At 60.2% G+C, this 16,914-nt stretch carries 13 protein-coding genes and 5 pseudogenes; 10 read left to right on the top strand and 8 right to left on the bottom strand.

The features are described from left to right. From ACFSQT_RS09500 to ACFSQT_RS09470, 7 genes and pseudogenes are all read left to right on the top strand, one after another. A pseudogene (locus ACFSQT_RS09500) lies at positions 1 to 324 on the top strand (transposase); the annotation flags it as partial. 196 nt (positions 325 to 520) lie between these two features. After that, positions 521 to 1,467 (top strand): IS630 family transposase gene (locus ACFSQT_RS09495; protein ID WP_417568608.1). Its coding sequence is split into 2 segments (ribosomal slippage): positions 521 to 862 and positions 865 to 1,467, totalling 945 coding nucleotides; the frame shifts between segments, so codons are not numbered across the junction. 162 nt (positions 1,468 to 1,629) lie between these two features. Continuing rightward, positions 1,630 to 2,490, top strand: coding sequence for a site-specific integrase (locus ACFSQT_RS09490; RefSeq protein WP_379018077.1), 861 nt, complete (start codon positions 1,630 to 1,632; stop codon positions 2,488 to 2,490). 12 nt (positions 2,491 to 2,502) lie between these two features. Next, positions 2,503 to 3,687, top strand: coding sequence for an IS91 family transposase (locus tag ACFSQT_RS09485; protein WP_379018076.1), 1,185 nt, complete (start codon positions 2,503 to 2,505; stop codon positions 3,685 to 3,687). A gap of 406 nt (positions 3,688 to 4,093) precedes the next feature. After that, positions 4,094 to 4,426 (top strand): annotated as a pseudogene (locus ACFSQT_RS09480) (IS5 family transposase); the annotation flags it as partial. Positions 4,427 to 4,500: 74 nt separating this feature from the next. Then, positions 4,501 to 5,640, top strand: coding sequence for an IS110 family RNA-guided transposase (locus tag ACFSQT_RS09475; protein WP_120019114.1), 1,140 nt, complete (start codon positions 4,501 to 4,503; stop codon positions 5,638 to 5,640). A 289-nt stretch (positions 5,641 to 5,929) separates the two neighbouring features. Continuing rightward, a pseudogene (locus ACFSQT_RS09470) lies at positions 5,930 to 6,355 on the top strand (IS5 family transposase); the annotation flags it as partial. A gap of 18 nt (positions 6,356 to 6,373) precedes the next feature. Here ACFSQT_RS09470 and ACFSQT_RS09465 read toward each other — a convergent pair. Further along, the gene (locus ACFSQT_RS09465; RefSeq protein WP_379018112.1) at positions 6,374 to 7,390 is read right to left on the bottom strand and encodes a hypothetical protein; all 1,017 of its coding nucleotides are present in this window, start codon (positions 7,388 to 7,390) and stop codon (positions 6,374 to 6,376) included. Positions 7,391 to 7,785: 395 nt separating this feature from the next. Further along, positions 7,786 to 8,241, bottom strand: a complete 456-nt coding sequence (locus tag ACFSQT_RS09460) for a hypothetical protein (protein WP_379018075.1) — start codon at positions 8,239 to 8,241, stop codon at positions 7,786 to 7,788. 326 nt (positions 8,242 to 8,567) lie between these two features. Here ACFSQT_RS09460 and ACFSQT_RS09455 point away from each other — a divergent pair, with 326 nt between their 5' ends. Continuing rightward, on the top strand, positions 8,568 to 9,938 hold the full coding sequence (locus tag ACFSQT_RS09455; RefSeq protein WP_379018074.1) for an IS1182 family transposase: 1,371 nt from the start codon (positions 8,568 to 8,570) through the stop codon (positions 9,936 to 9,938). Between the two features lie 177 nt (positions 9,939 to 10,115). On the opposite strand, the pseudogene ACFSQT_RS09450 reads toward ACFSQT_RS09455, so the two are convergent. The 6 genes and pseudogenes from ACFSQT_RS09450 to ACFSQT_RS09425 all read right to left on the bottom strand — a co-directional run. Then, positions 10,116 to 10,373: pseudogene (locus tag ACFSQT_RS09450) on the bottom strand (TCP-1/cpn60 chaperonin family protein); the annotation flags it as partial. A gap of 237 nt (positions 10,374 to 10,610) precedes the next feature. After that, positions 10,611 to 11,102: an Lrp/AsnC family transcriptional regulator gene (locus ACFSQT_RS09445; RefSeq protein ID WP_379018073.1), complete on the bottom strand. Its 492-nt coding sequence runs from the start codon at positions 11,100 to 11,102 to the stop codon at positions 10,611 to 10,613. Positions 11,103 to 11,364: 262 nt separating this feature from the next. Beyond that, entirely contained in the window at positions 11,365 to 12,423 is a 1,059-nt protein-coding gene (locus ACFSQT_RS09440) for an ornithine cyclodeaminase (protein WP_378924178.1), read from the bottom strand. A gap of 2 nt (positions 12,424 to 12,425) precedes the next feature. Beyond that, a pseudogene (locus ACFSQT_RS09435) lies at positions 12,426 to 12,580 on the bottom strand (arginase); the annotation flags it as partial. Positions 12,581 to 12,622: 42 nt separating this feature from the next. Further along, positions 12,623 to 13,702 (bottom strand): GlxA family transcriptional regulator, encoded by a 1,080-nt coding sequence (locus ACFSQT_RS09430; protein ID WP_245331290.1) that lies wholly within the window; start codon positions 13,700 to 13,702, stop codon positions 12,623 to 12,625. A gap of 32 nt (positions 13,703 to 13,734) precedes the next feature. Beyond that, entirely contained in the window at positions 13,735 to 15,048 is a 1,314-nt protein-coding gene (locus ACFSQT_RS09425) for a glutamine synthetase family protein (RefSeq protein ID WP_379018072.1), read from the bottom strand. 350 nt (positions 15,049 to 15,398) lie between these two features. Here ACFSQT_RS09425 and ACFSQT_RS09420 point away from each other — a divergent pair, with 350 nt between their 5' ends. Together ACFSQT_RS09420 and ACFSQT_RS09415 are read left to right on the top strand one after the other, a co-directional pair. Further along, complete coding sequence (locus tag ACFSQT_RS09420; protein ID WP_379018071.1) at positions 15,399 to 16,169, top strand: N-formylglutamate amidohydrolase; 771 nt, start codon at positions 15,399 to 15,401, stop codon at positions 16,167 to 16,169. Further along, positions 16,159 to 16,848: a cysteine hydrolase family protein gene (locus ACFSQT_RS09415; protein WP_379018070.1), complete on the top strand. Its 690-nt coding sequence runs from the start codon at positions 16,159 to 16,161 to the stop codon at positions 16,846 to 16,848. The genes ACFSQT_RS09420 and ACFSQT_RS09415 overlap by 11 nt, the downstream gene beginning before the upstream one ends. Positions 16,849 to 16,914 lie beyond the last annotated feature (66 nt).

Below are 16,914 nucleotides of genomic sequence, written 5' to 3'. Positions count from 1 at the left end.
CCAGGCGACGAGGTCTGGCTCGTCGGCGAACGCCGGTCGACTGGCGAGCAAAAATACTATGTGTCGAACTTACCGGCCGATGCGAGCCTCAAGATGCTCGCCGCCACGATCAAGGCCAGGTGGGTCTGTGAGCAGGCACATCAGCAATTGAAGGAGGAACTCGGCCTCGACCACTTTGAAGGCCGATCATGGACTGGATTACATCGACACGCCTTGATGACCATGATCGCCTACGCCTTTCTCCAAGCCCGCCGCCTCAAAGCAGCGGGACGGAAAAAAAAGAGCCGGCGGACCACCGCCACAACCGAGCATGCCAGCTGTTAGACAAGCCATTCTCGACCTCTTCACGCGGTCGCCACCCCGCAGATGTCCTCACTGTCAGAAGCTGCTCGCACACGCCCTCAAACCTAAACTGCCAAAGTAGTGCTAGAGCGGTTTTCCCTTAATCGGAGTCGTTTGTTTGCAGTGAACGGCTTGTTCTGATTCCCTGATCGAAGTGATTTGCGGAAGGAGCAGCGGCATGGCACGAGCTTACAGCCTGGATTTGCGGACGCGTGTTATCGAGGCGATAGAGGCAGGCCTGTCGACCCGAGAAGCGGCACGGCGGTTTGCCATCGGGATATCGACGTCTGGTGCATGGTATCGGGCCTGGCGTTCGAGCGGCAATCTGGAACCTGGGCGGCAGGGCAAGCCGAAGGTATCGAAGCTGGACGCGCACGAGACTTTCATTCTCGCCTTGGTCGAGACCGATGAGCGGGACATCACGCTTGCCGAGATCGTCGATCGCCTTGCGGCAGAGCGCGGGGTCAAAGCCAGCCTGACGACGGTCCATGCGTTCTTCGCAAAGCGTGGCATCACGTACAAAAAAAGACAGCGCACGCGGCCGAACAGCAGCGACCGGATGTTTTGGCAGCGCGGGAAGAGTGGTTCGAAGGCCAACTCGATCTCGATCCGAGCCGCCTGATCTTCATCGACGAAAGTGGCCTCAATACCAAGATGGCCCGGCTACGAGGCCGCTCTGCGCGTGGACAGCGTTGCCGGGCGGCTGTTCCTCATGGGCACTGGAAATCCACGACCTTCACGGCCGGCCTGCGCCTCGACGGGATCGTCGCGCCCTGGCTCCTGGACGGCGCCATGGATGGCGAAGCATTCCTGGTCTACTTGCGCCGCGTCCTCGTGCCGACGCTTCAACCCGACGATGTCGTCGTGATGGACAACCTGCCTGCTCATAAAGTGGTCGGTGTCCGCGAAATCATCGAGGCTGCGGGGGCTTCCCTTCGCTATCTTCCGCCCTACTCCCCGGACTTTAACCCCATTGAGATGGCCTTCGCCAAGCTGAAGGCTTTACTGCGAAAGGCAGCAGCCCGGTCCATCCCGGAATTATGGGACGCCGTGGCCGTCGCCATCGATCGTTTCCACCCCAAAGAATGCGAAAACCTGTTCGCCCACGCCGGCTACGATGCCTAACCGTGATTATCCAGAAACTGCTCTAGGACGTAGAGACGATTTAAGGGTTTGGGATTGAACGAAGCCGCTGACGCGGCATTTGGCGGGTGGGTTTGCGGTTGAGGCTTCTGTTTTGAAGGATTGCGGCTGTTGAAGCGCAATCTTGAGAACAGGAGCAATGAGATGGCCGAGTTGAGCCCTCTTCGCCGGCGCATGATCGAAGACATGACGATCCGCAATCTGTCGCCGGCCACGCAACGATCATACGTGCACGCGGTGGCGAAGTTTTCCCGCCATTTCGGCCGATCCCCTGACCGCCTTGGCCTTGAAGATGTCCGCGCCTTTCAGGTGCATTTGGTCTCGGCCGGGATATCGTGGCCGGCGCTGAACCAGACGGTGTGCGCGTTGCGTTTCTTCTACGGCGTGACGCTCGGCCATGCCGAGATTCCGGAACGGATCGTCTATGCCCGCTCGCCACGCACGCTGCCGGTGGTTCTCGGCACCGATGAGGTCGTCCACTTCCTGGAGGCAGTGCCGAGCCTGAAGACGCGCACGGCGCTGACGACGGCCTACGCAGCGGGTCTTCGCGCCTCGGAGACCGTCGGGCTGAAGGTCGGCGATATCGACAGCGGCCGCGGCGTCATACTCGTTCGTCACGGCAAGGGCGGCAAGGACCGCACCGTGATGCTGTCGACGCAGCTTCTTCGGATCCTGCGGGTTTACTGGCGACTGGCGAAGCCGCAGGGCTGGCTGTTTCCCGGCCGCGACCCCAATCGCCCCATCGACGTGCAGGTGCTGTATTCGGCCTGCCGCTCGGCGCGCGCCGCCGCCGGCATCGACAAGCGGGTGACGGTGCACACGCTCAGGCACTCATTCGCCACGCATCTGCTCGAGAACGGCACCGATATCCGCATCATCCAGGTGCTGCTTGGCCACAACAATCTTTCCTCGACGGCACGCTACACCAAGGTCTCGAACGGGCTCATCCGGCGCACGACGAGCCCGCTCGACAGGCTGAACATCGAAGTGGTGCCGCCAGGCTGACCGGTTCCGCCCATGTCGGCGAGACTGGAGGTGGCGCATATCTTCGGCCGCCACGGCGAGGCGTATCGGCAGGTTCATGACGGCCATCTCGGACGTGTCGAGCGGCGTGTGATGAGCGCGATCGAGCTCTGCCGGACGGCCGAGCTCGGCGGCCATGTCGAGGGCTGCCGATCCTGCGGGGCGATCCGCGTGGCCTACAATTCCTGTCGCAACCGGCATTGCCCCAAATGCCAGGGACAGGCCTGCCGCGACTGGCTCGCCGCACGCGAGGCCGAACTCCTGCCGGTTCCCTACTTCCACGTCGTGTTCACGTTGCCGGCCGAGGTCGCCGCAATCGCCTTCCAGAACAAGGCGGCGGTTTACGCCATCCTGTTCAGGACTGCGGCCGAGACGCTGCGCACGATCGCCGCCGATTCCAAACATCTCGGCGCCGAGATCGGCCTCATCGCGGTGCTGCACAGCTGGGGGCAGAACCTGCACTACCATCCCCACATCCATTGCATCGTGCCGGGCGGTGGCGTCTCGCCCGACGGCTCGCGCTGGGTTTCCTGTCGGCCAGGGTTCTTCCTTCCGGTGCGCGTCCTGTCGCGCCTTTTTCGCCGCCGCTTCCTGGAGGAATTACGAGCCGCCTTCGACGCGCGCGGCCTCAAGTTCTTCGGCGACATTGCCGGCCTGACCGAGCCAGCCGCCTTCACCCGCCTGTTGGCCAGGACGCGCCGCCTCGATTGGGTGGTCTACGCCAAACCGCCATTCGGCGGTCCAGGGCAGGTGCTGGCCTACCTCGGTCGCTACACCCATCGCGTCGCCATCGCCAATTCCCGGCTGATCAGCATGGAGAACGATCGTGTCGGATTCCGCTGGAAGGATTATCGTCATGGCGGAAGGACAAAGGTGATGACGCTCGACGCGCACGAGTTCATCCGCCGCTTCCTGCTGCACACGCTGCCGGACGGCTTCCATCGTATCCGCCACTACGGCTTCCTCGCCAACGGCCATCGCGCCGCTAGGCTCGACCAGTGCCGCAGGCTGCTGACCAAACCACAACAGGATGATCGCGAACCGGATGCCGAAAGCGCCGCTGCCGCTCCTCTTGCGGCAACGCGCCGCTGCCCATGCTGTGGAGGACGGATGATCCCGCTCGCCGTCTGGCGATGCGGACAGGCACCGCCCGGCCCGTTCTGGTGCGACACCTCATGATCGCGGCCGGCGCCTCCTCATCGCCATGCTCAGCATCCGTCACCATGGGCGCCGGAACGCCAACGCTTGGCCCATCGCACAAGGGCGCAAGCAGCCAGCCTGGTGATAGAAGGCACCACAGCCTGTCCGATAGCACTCGCCATCAAGATGCCGCCCCCTGCCGCAGCGTCCATTGCCGTCATTGCATCCCGACGGCCCTTGATCATTCCCGCGAAGACTATCCCGGTCACAGCTCCGGGCTACAATCCCCATAGCGCCAGTCCTGCCCGCGGCTGCGTTCAATCCGGCTTGCAATGAGGTCCGACTGCCAACCCGGCCGCTCCCTCGTGCCCGCGGACCTCACAGAAGCCTCCAGATTCCCAAGGATTGGCAAATCAGATTCAACGCTGATTTTTGGAGATCGGCGATGGATTGCGATGCGCTTGGGGACGACCAGTGGGACCGGATCAAGGGTTTTGTGCCCGGTGGCACGAAAGGCAAGCGCGGCCCGCGTACAGATAATCGGAAGTTCCTCGACGCGCTGTTGTGGATGGCGCGTTCGGGTGGCCGTTGGCGCGACCTGCCGGAGCGGCTTGGCGATTACCGCTCGGTGAAGCGGCGTTATTATCGTTGGATCGGGATGGGCGTGCTGGACGATATGCTGGAAATGCTCGCCCGCGAAGCCGACCTCGAATGGCTGATGATCGACAGCACGATCGTGCGAGCGCACCAGCATGCCGCCGGGGCACGCAAGGTCAAAGATCCCATGAGGCGACGGGCGGCGGAACTCAGGTAAGGTTTCGGGGTCCGACATCCTAACCCTGGAGACGTCTCATGAATCTCTCATCCATTGCTCTGCCGCCCGTCGACGAGAAGACTGCCACAATTTTCATGGCACTGGAATTGAGCAAGTCGACCTGGCTTGTGGCGCTGCACTCGCCGGCGGTCGACAAGATCAGCCTGCATCGCCTGCAAGGAGGTGACACCGAAGGGCTTATGGCTCTCATTGAACACCGGCGCGAACAGGCGCAGGCCGCCTTGACGCGTCCGGTTCGGGTAATGTCGTGCTACGAGGCCGGCTACGACGGTTTCTGGCTGCATCGTTTCCTGTGCGACCGCGGCATCGACAATCAGGTTCTGGACGCGGCCAGCATCCTGGTCGACCGCCGGTCACGCCGCGCCAAGACGGACCGCCTCGATGCGGCGGCGCTGCTGCGCACGCTGATGGCGCTGGAACGTGGCGAGCCGAGGGTCTGCCGGGTTGTGCGGGTGCCGAGCCTCGAGCAGGAGAACGATCGCCGTCGCAGCCGGGAACGGGCTCGGCTCGTCAACGAACGCGGCCAGCATTCCAGCCGCGTCAAGGGGCTTTTGATGACCCAGGGCATCCGCGACTTCAAGCCAGCCAGACGGGACTGGCGTGAGCAGCTCGAGACGCTGCGCACGGCTGACGGGCGGGATCTGCCGTCCTGCCTGAAGAACGAGATCAAGCGCGAGTGCCACCGCTTGTGGCAAGTGATTGAGATGATCATGGAGGTCGAGGCTGAGCAGCGTCAGGCCGCCGAGATCACAGCTCCCGGGATCATCCAACTGAGTCATCTGCGTGGCATTGGCCTGACGATCGCAAGCGTAATGACGAACGAGGTGTTCTTCCGCGACTTCCAGAATCGGCGTGAGGTCGCCGGTTATCTCGGTCTTGCATCCAGCCCTTGGAGCAGCGGCGCGGTCAGCCGCGATCAAGGCATCCAGAGATCGGGCAATCCGCGAGCGCGTCGAACCGCCATTGAACTTGCCTGGCTGTGGCTGCGCCATCAGCCCGATAGCGGTCTCGCGCGCTGGTTTCATGAGCGCGTCGGCGCCGGCAAAGGACGCATCCGCCGCACCATGATCGTCGCCTTGGCGCGCAAGCTGATAATCGCCTTGTGGCGGTATCTGACCCAGGGCCTGCTGCCGGAGGGCGCCATGACCAAGGCCTGACGAAAGAGTTCGACGCGAGGGGCGGCCAACGTCACTTGCGACGAAGCGGGATGGATGTGGACCGGCGCCCCCCAGGGCTGTTAACGCCGTCAAAAAGATGGGTCCCATCCTTCCCGGCCTCGCCAAACTTGCCCGTGCATGCGGGATATGGGTGCAGGCTCCACCAGAGCCGACCGGATATGAGGTGATGTGGACTTGTTCCGCAATTCGCCGCGAGGCCGATCCCGACAGCGTCCGAAGGTGATTAAGCCGCCGCCGCTACTATTGACACAACGAGCCTCATATGAGGGGGGCGGATGCCCAGGGCCTGGGTCGGTCTCGCGGCGGCCTGAGTACCAAGATCCACGCCGCCACCGAGGCGCTCGGCCTTCCCATCCGCCTGATCGGCACCCCCGGCCAGCGCAACGACATCGCCTTGGCCCACGACCTGATCGACGGTATCGACGCCGATGCCGCCATCGCCGACAAGGGATACGACGCCGATCACCTCGTTGACAGGATCACTGAACAGGGCGCAGAGGTCGTCATCCCGCCCAAGCGCAACCGCAAGGCCCAGCGGCCATACGACCGCGATCTCTACAAGGAGCGCAACCGCATCGAGCGCTTCTTCAACAAGCTCAAGCAGTTCAGGCGCGTCGCAACCCGTTACGACAAGCTGCTCGCAAACTTCATGGGTTTCGTCAAACTCGCAGCGATCGCCATTTGGCTCAGATAGTTAAATCGTCACCACGTCCTAGAGAATCGTAGTGTTGAAGATCGCCGCGTGGCCGACATAGTAAGCGAAGAGCGTTGCTGTCAACGCCGCACATAATCCGACCGGAGCGAGCCAGGCCGCGGGAGTGTCGGTCTCCTTAGGTCGCTGATCGGAAAGGATCGCGACGAAGACGACGATGATGGCCGAGTGCCCGATCACATCCAGCTTGCCGAATTCGAAGCACGCGCTGATGAACATCTCAACCAACACGGCCGCCGCAACGCGTCGGACCAGCGGCGTCCAAGCGAGGGCAAAGGCGAGCGTGAACTCGATCATGCCCGCGGCTCGCATGTAGAACTCGTTGTTGAAGCCAAGGGTGATACCGGGGTGCTCGATCAGGAGCGGGAAGCTCCATTCGGGATAGGCCCACTTCTCGACCGACGCCCACATCAAGGTGACGGCGGTCGCATAGCGCACGACGTCGAGCGGCTGAACGCCGAATAAGTTCTTTTGCAACCCGGTGAGAGCGAGATAGGCCGCAAGCCCCAGAAAGATCGGATAGTCAGCCAGATGAAACGCGCCGTAATCGCGCACGGCTAGCCCGAACAGGACGACGATCCCCGCGGCGGATAGGGGTGTGGTGCGGCGTGACAGCAGACCGGCCGCGATGGCGAGCTGCAAAGGTCCCACCAATGCGGACGTCGTTTTCAATTCGGGGGTTAAGAGGATGCCTCCGACCGCCCAGAGCGAGATGAAGAAAAACCCACAGATCGCGCGGACCATCGTCTCGGTATGCAGCAGCAAGCCCTCCGTGAAGCGGTTGAGCGAGCGGGTTATCATCTCGCCTAGAGACGTCCGCTCCACCACGCAGCCGGAAAAGATACAGAGCAAGGCAACGCCCAGGAGGAGCTCGAAATCCTGACAAAGGACGTTTTCGAGGCCGCGCGGCTGGCCGGCAACGTCATAGGCAGAGAACCATTTGACGTGGGCGCTGGCAGCCCGGGTCCCGAGGATACAGAAGGAAAATCCCGCAATGGACTTAGCAAACAGGAACATTCCCCGAGAGGCGGAAAGGGGATCCCGCCCAAAAAATCTGAACATTTCGAAAGAATCCCCGTTTTGGAAGGCACAGCTTTAACGATTCACCTTTAGGATGAATTTTAAGGTCATGGACGTCCTCTGCACCCGCCGGTTGTCGGGTGGTTATCCGGCCTCGGGCTGAGATGGCAGAAGGCCCCTATGAGGACTTTGAGGCCGCACTCGAAATGGCACCTGCCGCGCTTGCGGTATCTGCCAAAGCGGCCGTAATTTCCCCGTTTTGCGAGAGCCGATGCCTGGCCAACCTGAGCCCGTTTTCGGGTTCATTCTTGCACCTGAATCCGAGAGCGTTTGACAGGCAACTTCTACAGTACGGTCGAGCCTCTTCGTTACTTGTATGCACTCCCGGCGTGTCATGGACAGTTCTCGATAAGGGCGGTTTCAATCCCCGTGCAGTTGACCTCCCTTTCAGGCCGGCCTTGGCGGAGCACCCACGGCAGGCGCCGCTTCCATCGTTCACCTCGCCGCAGAAGAACATCTGTCTGCCACCGCTTCTTCTTGCGAGTCCGTCTGCCTTCAGTCGGTGCGTTCGATGCCTCCAGAATCTTCGCTTCCCCAAACGTCGGCGGCATAGGGAGCGATACGTCGGGCGTGGTCACCTCCTTGGCGTCGGATGCTTCATCAATGGCGGCCATGGGCCGAGAACGAACATCTTCACAAGGAAAAATCGGCGCTTCAGCGATCGCTTCCGCCTCCGCGATATCATTCGTGATAGCGGCCAGGTCGATGCCGGCCCAGATTGATTGTGGCCGCTTCACGAGCTCACGCTTCTGTTTGATCTCGACGACAAAGGGTCGCTGCTGCCTCATATGCTCTCGGCGGACTCGGGAGAGTTGCGAATGTCGTCTAGGCCGATAGCACGCTTTCGTCCACCCGCCCCACGTATTCTCCAACGGTTTTCGAAGACGTTGATGTCTTCGACGCCAAGACGCCAGCGGCTCACCGCCGACCTCCCGGCCGGCACTCTCGATCTCCTGTCCTTGTGTCAGTGCGATCGCTACTACGATCATATGTTCGGCCTTCACGGCGATCGTGTTCTGGATCAACGTTCGCGCCAAAGAAATGGGCGGCGTCGCCGCCCCCAGATTGCTGACAAACCCCTGGCAATTGCCGTGGGTTTTTGATTCACTGGGTCATGTTGAAGCGACCGGCGCCTGAACAGACCGCGCTTGAGATTGTAACGTTGGATCAGCTTGTTCCGGCTGATCATCTGTTGCGCAAGATCGACCTCGTGATCGACTTTTCCTTCATCCACGATCTGACCGCACCGCTGTACTGTGCCGACAATGGCCGGCCGCCGCTCGACCCGACCTTGATGTTCAAGGCGCTGTTCATCGGCTACCTGTTCGGGGTTCGCTCGGAACGCCAGTTGGTACGCGAGATCGAGGTCAACGTGGCCTATCGCTGGTTCTTGCGGCTGAAGCTGACGGACAAGGTGTTCGATGCCTCGACGCTGTCGCAGAACCGGCGCCGGCGCTATCAGGACGAGACCATCGCGCAGGGTATCTTCGACAGGATCGTCGAGCAGGCGATCCGGCATGGGCTTGTCGACGGCACGGTGCTCTACACCGACAGCACCCATCTCAAGGCCAGCGCCAACAAGAACCGCTTCGACCTTGCGGTGGTAGCCAAGTCGCGCGCCGACTACTGGGAGGCGCTGGACGCCGCCATTGAGGAGGACCGCGCCCAGCATGGCAAGAAGCCGCTCAAGGACAAAGAACGCCAGCCCGTCGAGAAGGAGACCAAGGTGTCGCGTACCGATCCCGACAGCGGCTACATGGTGCGCGACGGCAAGCCGAAGGGCTTCTTCTACCTCGACCACCGCACGGTGGATGCCGCCCACGCCATCATCACCGACACCCATGCCACGCCGGCCAATGTGCATGACTCGATCGTCTATCTCTCACGCCTCGACCGGCAGGTGGAGCGCTTCGGCTTCGATGTCGCCGCCGTCGGGCTTGACGCCGGCTATGCCACGCCAGGCATCGCCAAGGGGCTGGAGGAGCGCCGGATCAGGGGCGTCACCGGCTATCGCAATCCGACACCACCCAGGCCCGGCATGATGAGGAAGAGCGCCTTCATTTATGAGCCGGAGCTTGAGGGCTACCGTTGCCCTGAAGGCCAGGTCCTCGCTTACGCCACCACCGACCGCACCGGCTACCGCCACTACAAGAGCGATCCCGCCATCTGCCGCAATTGCCCGTTGCTGGCCTCCTGCACGACAAACGCCAATGCAACACGGTTGATCACCCGCCATGTCTGGCAGGATGCGCGCGAACGAAACGACGCCAACCGTCTCACTCAATGGGGCAAGGCTATCTACCGCCGCCGCAAGGAGACGGTCGAGCGTTCCTTCGCCGATGCCAAGCAACTGCATGGCCACCGCTACGCACGCTTCCGAAGTCACGTTCGCGTCGCCTGCCAATGCCTACTCACAGCCGCCGCACAGAACATCAAGAAAATCGCCCTTTGCCTGTGGCCAAAGCCAAAATCAGGCCTCGCCTGAGGACAGCGAACCACCCTGCCGACTTCCTGCAACCTCCTGGCAAATTATCCTGACAGCGAAATCACAAGCCTATTCAATTCCATAAAACAAAACCCCGCCTAAAATAGACGGGGTTTGTCAGCGGTCTGTGGGCGGCGTCGCCGCCCCCTTCCGTATCTAAGGCTGATTGGGTTGGATTTAGAAGTCCATGCCGCCCATGCCGCCGCCGGGCATGCCGCCGGCAGCTTCCTTCTTCGGAGCTTCGACGATCATGGCTTCGGTGGTGACCAGCACGACGGCGACCGAGGCCGCGTCCTGGAGAGCGGTGCGCACGACCTTGACCGGGTCGACGATACCCATGGCAATCATGTCGCCATACTCGCCGGTCTGGGCGTTATAGCCGAAGGTCGCGCCCTTGTTGTCCAAGATCTTGCCGGCAACGATCGAGGTTTCAGCAGGTGGCAGGGTCATCTCCGATTCGGACTCGTCTTGATGGAGACATATCATGGCTAGACACAATCCAGGCGAGCGCGCCCTCTCAAGGAAGTGCGGGCAAAATGCGCAGACATCGATCAAGTTTTCCCGGTGCCGAGGCGATGCCGAAAGACTACCCGAGCGGTTGAGACAGAGAGGCTGTTTCGATACGGTCATAGAGAGATTGTCTCTATTGGCGGGTAGACGCACAGGATCTATCTAGCCCACGACCGGCAGCAGATCGGCCACCGGAAACACCCTCTCGTCCTTCACCGTCTTGATGACGATGTAGGTGAAGTAGCGGTCGATGCCGATCTCGCGCTCGAGCAAGGCATCGACGAGGTGCTGATAGGTGTCAATGTCGCGCGCCATCACCTTCAGCACATAATCGACGCCGCCGCCCACCGACCAGCAGGCGACGATTTCGGGAATGTCGCGGATGACGCGCTCGAAGCGGTCGAAGTCGGCCTGGCGGTGGCTGGCTAAAGTCACCTCCATCAGCACGGTCGCCACCGGCGCGATCGTGCGCATGGCGATCGCGCCGTGATAGCCGGACACGATGCCGGCCCTCTCCAGCTTGCGCAGCCGCATCCAGCACGGCGTCGGCGACAATCCGACCTTGTCGGCCAGCGCCAGCTTGGTAATGCGCCCGTCGCGCTGGATGGCGTCGAGGATTTTGAGATCGATCGAATCGAGTTTCGCTGCAGTCATCACCGTTCACTTTTTTCTCACTACCATGTTCGTGTCGTGAGGGCAGTCTGGATGCCGCAAGTTTGTCGTTTGAGAGGAGTGATCAAAATGCCGATCTATATTCGGTGCTTTAGGCCCGCTTCAAGCTCGAGGTTATAAACAAAATTGGCGCCCAGAGATTGGCCAACACCGGCTTGTGGGTTGATGGATAGAGAATGCTTGATTGAAGGTGCACGTCCGACTGGCCGGGGACACTAAGATCAGACGCTTTGGGCGCGTTTCCTCAGGCGGCCGGCTGCAAGGCGGCCCTGAGCAGCATGCCGAACAGATCGCGCGGCTCGTCGGGATCGGCGAGCAGGTCGAGCTCTTCATAAAGGCCGGTCGCCTTGAGCTGATCGCGGACGTAGCGCAGCGCAGAGAAATCCTCGGTGGCGAAGCCGACGGAATCGAACAGCGTGATCTGCTCCGGCGTCTTGCGGCCTTGCGCCTGGCCGGTCATCACCTGCCACAGCTCGGTCACCGTATGGTCGGCATCGAGCTGCTGGATCTCGCCTTCGATGCGGGTCTGTGGGGGAAACTCGACGAAGATATCCGATCGCAACAGGATGTCGCGATGCAGTTCGGTCTTGCCGGGGCAGTCGCCGCCGACGGCGTTGATGTGGACGCCCGAGCCGACCATGTTGTCGGTCAGGATGGTGGCGCATTGCTTGTCGGCCGTCACCGTGGTGATGATGTCGACGCCTTCCACCGCATCCTGACCGGTCGTGCAAATGGTGATGTCAAAGCCCTTGCCGAACAGGTTGCGGGCGCATTTTTCCGAAGCCGAGCGGTCAATGTCGTAGAGCCGCAGCCGGTCGATGCCGGTGAGCGCCTTGAAGGCGATGGCCTGGAACTCGGACTGGGCGCCGTTGCCGATGATGGCCATGGCGCGTGACCCCTTGGGCGCCAGGTATTTGGCCGCAAGCGCGGAGGTGGCTGCGGTGCGCAGCGCCGTCAGGATGGTCATTTCACTGAGCAGCATCGGATAGCCCGAGCCGACATCGGCCAGCACGCCGAAGGCGGTGACCGTCTGGCGGCCCTCGCGCATGTTCTTGGGATGGCCGTTGACATATTTGAAGCCGTAGAGCCGGCCATCGCTGGTCGGCATCAGCTCGATGACGCCGTCATGGCTATGCGAGGCGATGCGCGGTGTCTTGTCGAACAGCTCCCAGCGGCGGAAGTCTTCTTCGATGTAGCCGGCAAGCTCGGTGAGAAACCGTTCGATCCCGATGGCGAGCACCAGCTTCATCATGCGGTCGACACTGATGAAGGGGACGATGGCAAGGCGAGAAGGCTGGGTCATGGTCAGATGCTTCCGGAATGACTGCGGGTCGGGTGGTCCATGATGCGACGGCCCATCAGGCTGGCGGTGAGGTCGACCATCGGGTCGCGGTGCGGCCGCGCTCGTCCAGGAACGGGTTCAGCTCGACGAGGTCAAGGCTGGATACCATGCTGCTGTCGGACACTATCTGCGGCCTCCGGGCGAGTTTCCGGAACGGGAATCACTTTGCATGCACCATTTCCCCGATTGATGACCTCGTCACCGGCAATGGTGCGGGTGCGTCCGCAGCGAAGGTTCCGTGCCCGCTCCGTCGGCGTTCTACGACTTCCGAGCGAGCCTCACGTGGAGCCAGTCCATAATTCTCGCGATATGCCTTTGAAAAGTGCGAGGCCGAGATGAAACCACAGGCCATCGCGATCTCGACGATTGGAAGTTGCGAGTTCAAGATCAACAAGTGCGCGCGCTCAAGTCTCATCTCGAGATAGTATCGCGCAGGCGAACGTCCTATTTGTTGCGAAAAGATGCGTTCAACTTGGCGCCGAGACAAGCGGCTGGAGGCAGCGATGTCTTCGAGCGCGACTGGCTCGTCGAGATGCCTCTCCATCTGCTCGATGATCTTCAACAGGCCGTCATGGTGAATGGCCGCGCCTGCATGCAGAGGTAGTCTCTGACGATCTCCAGGTTGACGGACCGTCATAGCGACCGCCTTCTCGCACACCCGGTTGGCTGTAGGGGATTCATAATCTTCTCTGACGAACTGCACGAACATGTCGAAAGCAGCATCTCCGCCAGAGCAGGAGTACGTGTCTCCGTCGATCTCATAAGCAGCTTGAACAGCAGCGATACGTGGAAATTGTTCAACGAACGAAGGGAACTGTTCCCAGTGTACTGCACATCTTCGTCCATCCGCCAGACCGGTCTGGGCGATGCTGAAGATCCCGCTCGCGATTCCGACCAGACACAGTTTCCTAGCCCGGCATTCTCGCAACCAACCATGCAGGGCCCGATTTGCGGCAAGTGGGTGGCTCCCCCCGCAAATTACGGCGACTGAAGGGGACCAGCCCGTTTTGCCAAGGAGGCCGCGTTCCTCCTTGAGCGACGTATCAACGGAGATCGTAGGTCCACAACTCGATCTCACAGGGAGTCCGTCGTCAGATACAACTCGCCAAGCGTAAATCTCCGATTCGAGCACTTCGTTGGCAAGCCGTAAGGCCTCAACTGCAGAAGAAAAGGCCTGCATCGAAAATCCAGGCTCCAGATAGAGACTGAACAGACGTTCTGCTCCCTTTATCTTCAGCATCTCTACGCCTCTCACGAAGTGCCTTCTTGCTATCAGTACACTTTTGAATAAGCGGCACAGCGCTCTTTGACGGTGCGATCGCTCAGGTGCGCGATTTCGGCACGCTTGTGCGCAGTATAAATCGAGGCAAAGCCGTCCGGAAACCAACGCGTTACAACATCGTTCTGCTCAAAACGCAGCAAAGCCTCTTCCAGGGATTGTGGTAGCCGCTTGTAACCGCGATCAGACAGCTGGGCCTCAGACAGCACGGATAAGTTCTCCTGAGTTACCTGAGGTGTGGGGAGACCGTCTTCGATGCCCTGGGCACCTGCATTGAGAATCGATGCCAAGGCCAGATGTGGCGAAGCGGCGGCATCGGCCGCACGGTACTCAAAGTTATATTGCCTGGCGATCTTCTCGGGATCTGCGGAGGTCGTGGGACAGATTCGAACTGAAGCCTCGCGATCGCGGAAGCCAAGATTGTTATATGCCGCGCTCCAGCGGTTTGGCGTCAATCGCAGATAGGAAATGTCAGACGGCGCGGTTAGCGCAACGATGGAGTCGAGATATTTGAGTACGCCGGCGATGAATGACCCGGTAAGTTTGGACATGCCGAACGGGTCGTTCTCGTCGTACGTTGCCGGGGAGCCATTCCCATCCAGGAAGCTCATATGGATGTGAACGCCGTTACCGACGCTGGTGGGGTCTAAAATTGGTGCGAACGTCACCTGCTCACCGCAGCGTTGCGCCGCCATGCGGGTCAACTCCCGAAGAATTACCGCTTGGTCGGCAGAGCGATGACCCTGAGCGGGGCCATTGGTAACCTCGTACTGGTTTGGACCAAATTCCTTCATGAAGGTATCGGGCGTCAGGCCTGCCTGAGCGAGAGCCGCCATTAAAGCCTCTCCGAGCTGCCGCCGCCGAGTAAACCCGCGCAAGCTGTAGGCGTCGGGAAGAACCTCGCCGGCGTCGAGCATCTGGAATTCATGCTCGAAGGCGCTCACAAGCTGGATACCGCCGCAAGATCGGAGCCGCTCAAGTGCCGCTTTGAGAATCGAGCGAGTACAACAATCCCATGGGCGGCCGTCGAGATCGGTGATATCCCCCAACATGAAATGCTCAACCAGGCCGCCGTCTGCGAAGTCGACCTCAACGCGCGCTTCAGGATCAGGGATCAGAAGGAGATCGCCGAGCGAGCCAAAGGGGCTTGGAGCGATCGCGTCGAAGCAGGTAATCATTACATTCGTCGGCGTCCAGCCGATTCCACGCTTTAGGCGCTTATCCAGTTCCAACACTGGAAATGCTTTACCACGTGTTCTCCCGGCAATATCGGACGTAGCTGCGAAGACAAGCGGGTTCGAAATCATCGGTGTCCTTCAAAACGTTGGGCTCAGCAGAACAAGATCGTGAGGTTCAAATTAGTCAGTTTCATAACGTACGCCAGTGCTCCGCGGCCATAGGCAACCCCACCACCGCGATAGCCTGTCTCGAAACGACCATGTTGCCTTCAGTGCACAAAACCTCAATGAAATTTTTTTGTCAATCACAAATACTGAGTTGACATTGAAAATGAAATCTCGTCCTGTTTGCAGCGAACGATGGGAGCACGCGGCGGGGCTTCCTGAGAGAGTTGGTCCCCAGGGACATTTGCAATCTCAATGCATTGGTGGCTCAGGCGTCGGCAAGCCCGTCGATCTCTCGAAGGACAGAGAATGGCATGAAGCAGGGTTATGATACGCTACGCTTGCTGGGGCAGGGCGATCCGGACCCGTTTGAGGTCATCAACCCCGACGGGTCAAGTTCTGTGTTCCTGGTGTGTGAACATGCGGGGCAGGCGATCCCCGCGGCGCTCGGAAATCTGGGCATTTCTCTTGAGGTGCTTGACGATCATGTCGGCTGGGATATCGGGGCAGCCGAAGTGGCGCGTCTTTTGGCGCGGCGGCTAGATGCTGTTGCTGTCTTTCAGCCGTATAGCCGCCTGGTCATAGATTGCAACCGGCCGCCGGAGGCATACGATGCTATTCCTGCAACAAGCGACGGGATCAGAATACCCGGCAATCAGGAAGTCGACATTGCCGATCGCGCGGCTCGCGTGGCCGAGATCTTCGAGCCTTTTCACACAGAGATCAGTCGACGTCTAGAGGAGGGTCGACACACAGTGGCGATATCGGTTCACAGTTTCACCCCCCGTATGAACAACGTATGGCGCCCGTGGGATATCGGTTTCCTATTCCGTCGTGATACGGATACGTCAGCGCGCCTGAGAGACTCTGTTACACGCAGATATCCGCGTTTAATCGTGGGGATGAATGAGCCCTATCAGGTCAACGACTCGACCGATTGGTTTGTGCCGCGGCATTGTGAGACACGTGGCTTGAACAACAGCCTGATTGAGATCCGAAATGACCATCTCCGGACGCCCGATGGTCAGAAGCGCTGGGCCGATATCGTCGCATCATCGATCGAAGACTATTTGGATGGGAACTGAAATGAGCCTTACTCGCAATGTGCCTGTGGTGCCGGAGCAATCGGCCTTACTTTTTATCGATGTCCAAAATTTCAGTGCTCACCGTGACGGCGCCGAATTTGCTGGGCTTCCGAAAGACGATTTTGCAGCAAAGTACGGCTGGTTTTTCGGCGAGCTTGAGGCTCGGGTCATTCCGAACATGCAGGCTTTGCAAGCCGCCTTCAGGAAGGCCCATATTGAAGTAATGTATACAACGATCGAAAGCTTGACAGCTGATGGTCGGGACAGATCTCTCGACTACAAGATCACTGGGTTCCATGTCCCAAAGGGGTCATGGGACGGTAAGGTAATTGACCAGATAGCTGTGCAGGGTGATGAGATAGTTCTGCCCAAGACGTCATCTTCCGTCTTCATTTCCACAAATATCGATTACATCTTGCGGAATCTCGGTGTTAAACAGCTCGTACTCGCAGGGTTGGTTACCGACCAGTGTGTAGAAGGCGCAATCAGGGATGCCTGTGACCTTGGCTATCTCGTCACACAGGTTACAGATGCATGCCTGACTTATACCCGGGAACGCCATGATAGCTCGCTACGGGCGATTAAGGGGTATTGCCGTCAGGTCACTACCCGTGAGCTCATTGCCGAAATACAAGGCCTGGAACACGCCCCTAAGCCGCTAACGCCCAGTGCTGGTTAGAGCAGCACCTCATTCTCGTGGCGGAGCGCTGGAGCTTGCTAGCTAGGTCTCACTCCCCCATACTGA

The organism is Mesorhizobium calcicola, assembly GCF_042682105.1.
Taxonomy (GTDB): domain Bacteria; phylum Pseudomonadota; class Alphaproteobacteria; order Rhizobiales; family Rhizobiaceae; genus Mesorhizobium; species Mesorhizobium calcicola.
The sequence above is the reverse complement of the archived record's forward strand: the minus strand, read 5'-3'. Positions and strand labels throughout refer to the sequence as shown.

Bases quoted from the DNA above. Each gene is read 5' to 3' on its own strand.
- ACFSQT_RS09490 (WP_379018077.1), top strand. From the start codon at position 1,630: ATGGCCGAGTTGAGCCCTCTTCGCCGGCGCATGATCGAAGACATGACG.
- ACFSQT_RS09485 (WP_379018076.1), top strand. From the start codon at position 2,503: ATGTCGGCGAGACTGGAGGTGGCGCATATCTTCGGCCGCCACGGCGAG.
- ACFSQT_RS09475 (WP_120019114.1), top strand. From the start codon at position 4,501: ATGAATCTCTCATCCATTGCTCTGCCGCCCGTCGACGAGAAGACTGCC.
- ACFSQT_RS09465 (WP_379018112.1), bottom strand. From the start codon at position 7,390: ATGTTCCTGTTTGCTAAGTCCATTGCGGGATTTTCCTTCTGTATCCTC.
- ACFSQT_RS09460 (WP_379018075.1), bottom strand. From the start codon at position 8,241: ATGAGGCAGCAGCGACCCTTTGTCGTCGAGATCAAACAGAAGCGTGAG.
- ACFSQT_RS09455 (WP_379018074.1), top strand. From the start codon at position 8,568: ATGTTGAAGCGACCGGCGCCTGAACAGACCGCGCTTGAGATTGTAACG.
- ACFSQT_RS09445 (WP_379018073.1), bottom strand. From the start codon at position 11,102: ATGACTGCAGCGAAACTCGATTCGATCGATCTCAAAATCCTCGACGCC.
- ACFSQT_RS09440 (WP_378924178.1), bottom strand. From the start codon at position 12,423: ATGACCCAGCCTTCTCGCCTTGCCATCGTCCCCTTCATCAGTGTCGAC.
- ACFSQT_RS09430 (WP_245331290.1), bottom strand. From the start codon at position 13,702: ATGCTGAAGATAAAGGGAGCAGAACGTCTGTTCAGTCTCTATCTGGAG.
- ACFSQT_RS09425 (WP_379018072.1), bottom strand. From the start codon at position 15,048: ATGATTTCGAACCCGCTTGTCTTCGCAGCTACGTCCGATATTGCCGGG.
- ACFSQT_RS09420 (WP_379018071.1), top strand. From the start codon at position 15,399: ATGAAGCAGGGTTATGATACGCTACGCTTGCTGGGGCAGGGCGATCCG.
- ACFSQT_RS09415 (WP_379018070.1), top strand. From the start codon at position 16,159: ATGGGAACTGAAATGAGCCTTACTCGCAATGTGCCTGTGGTGCCGGAG.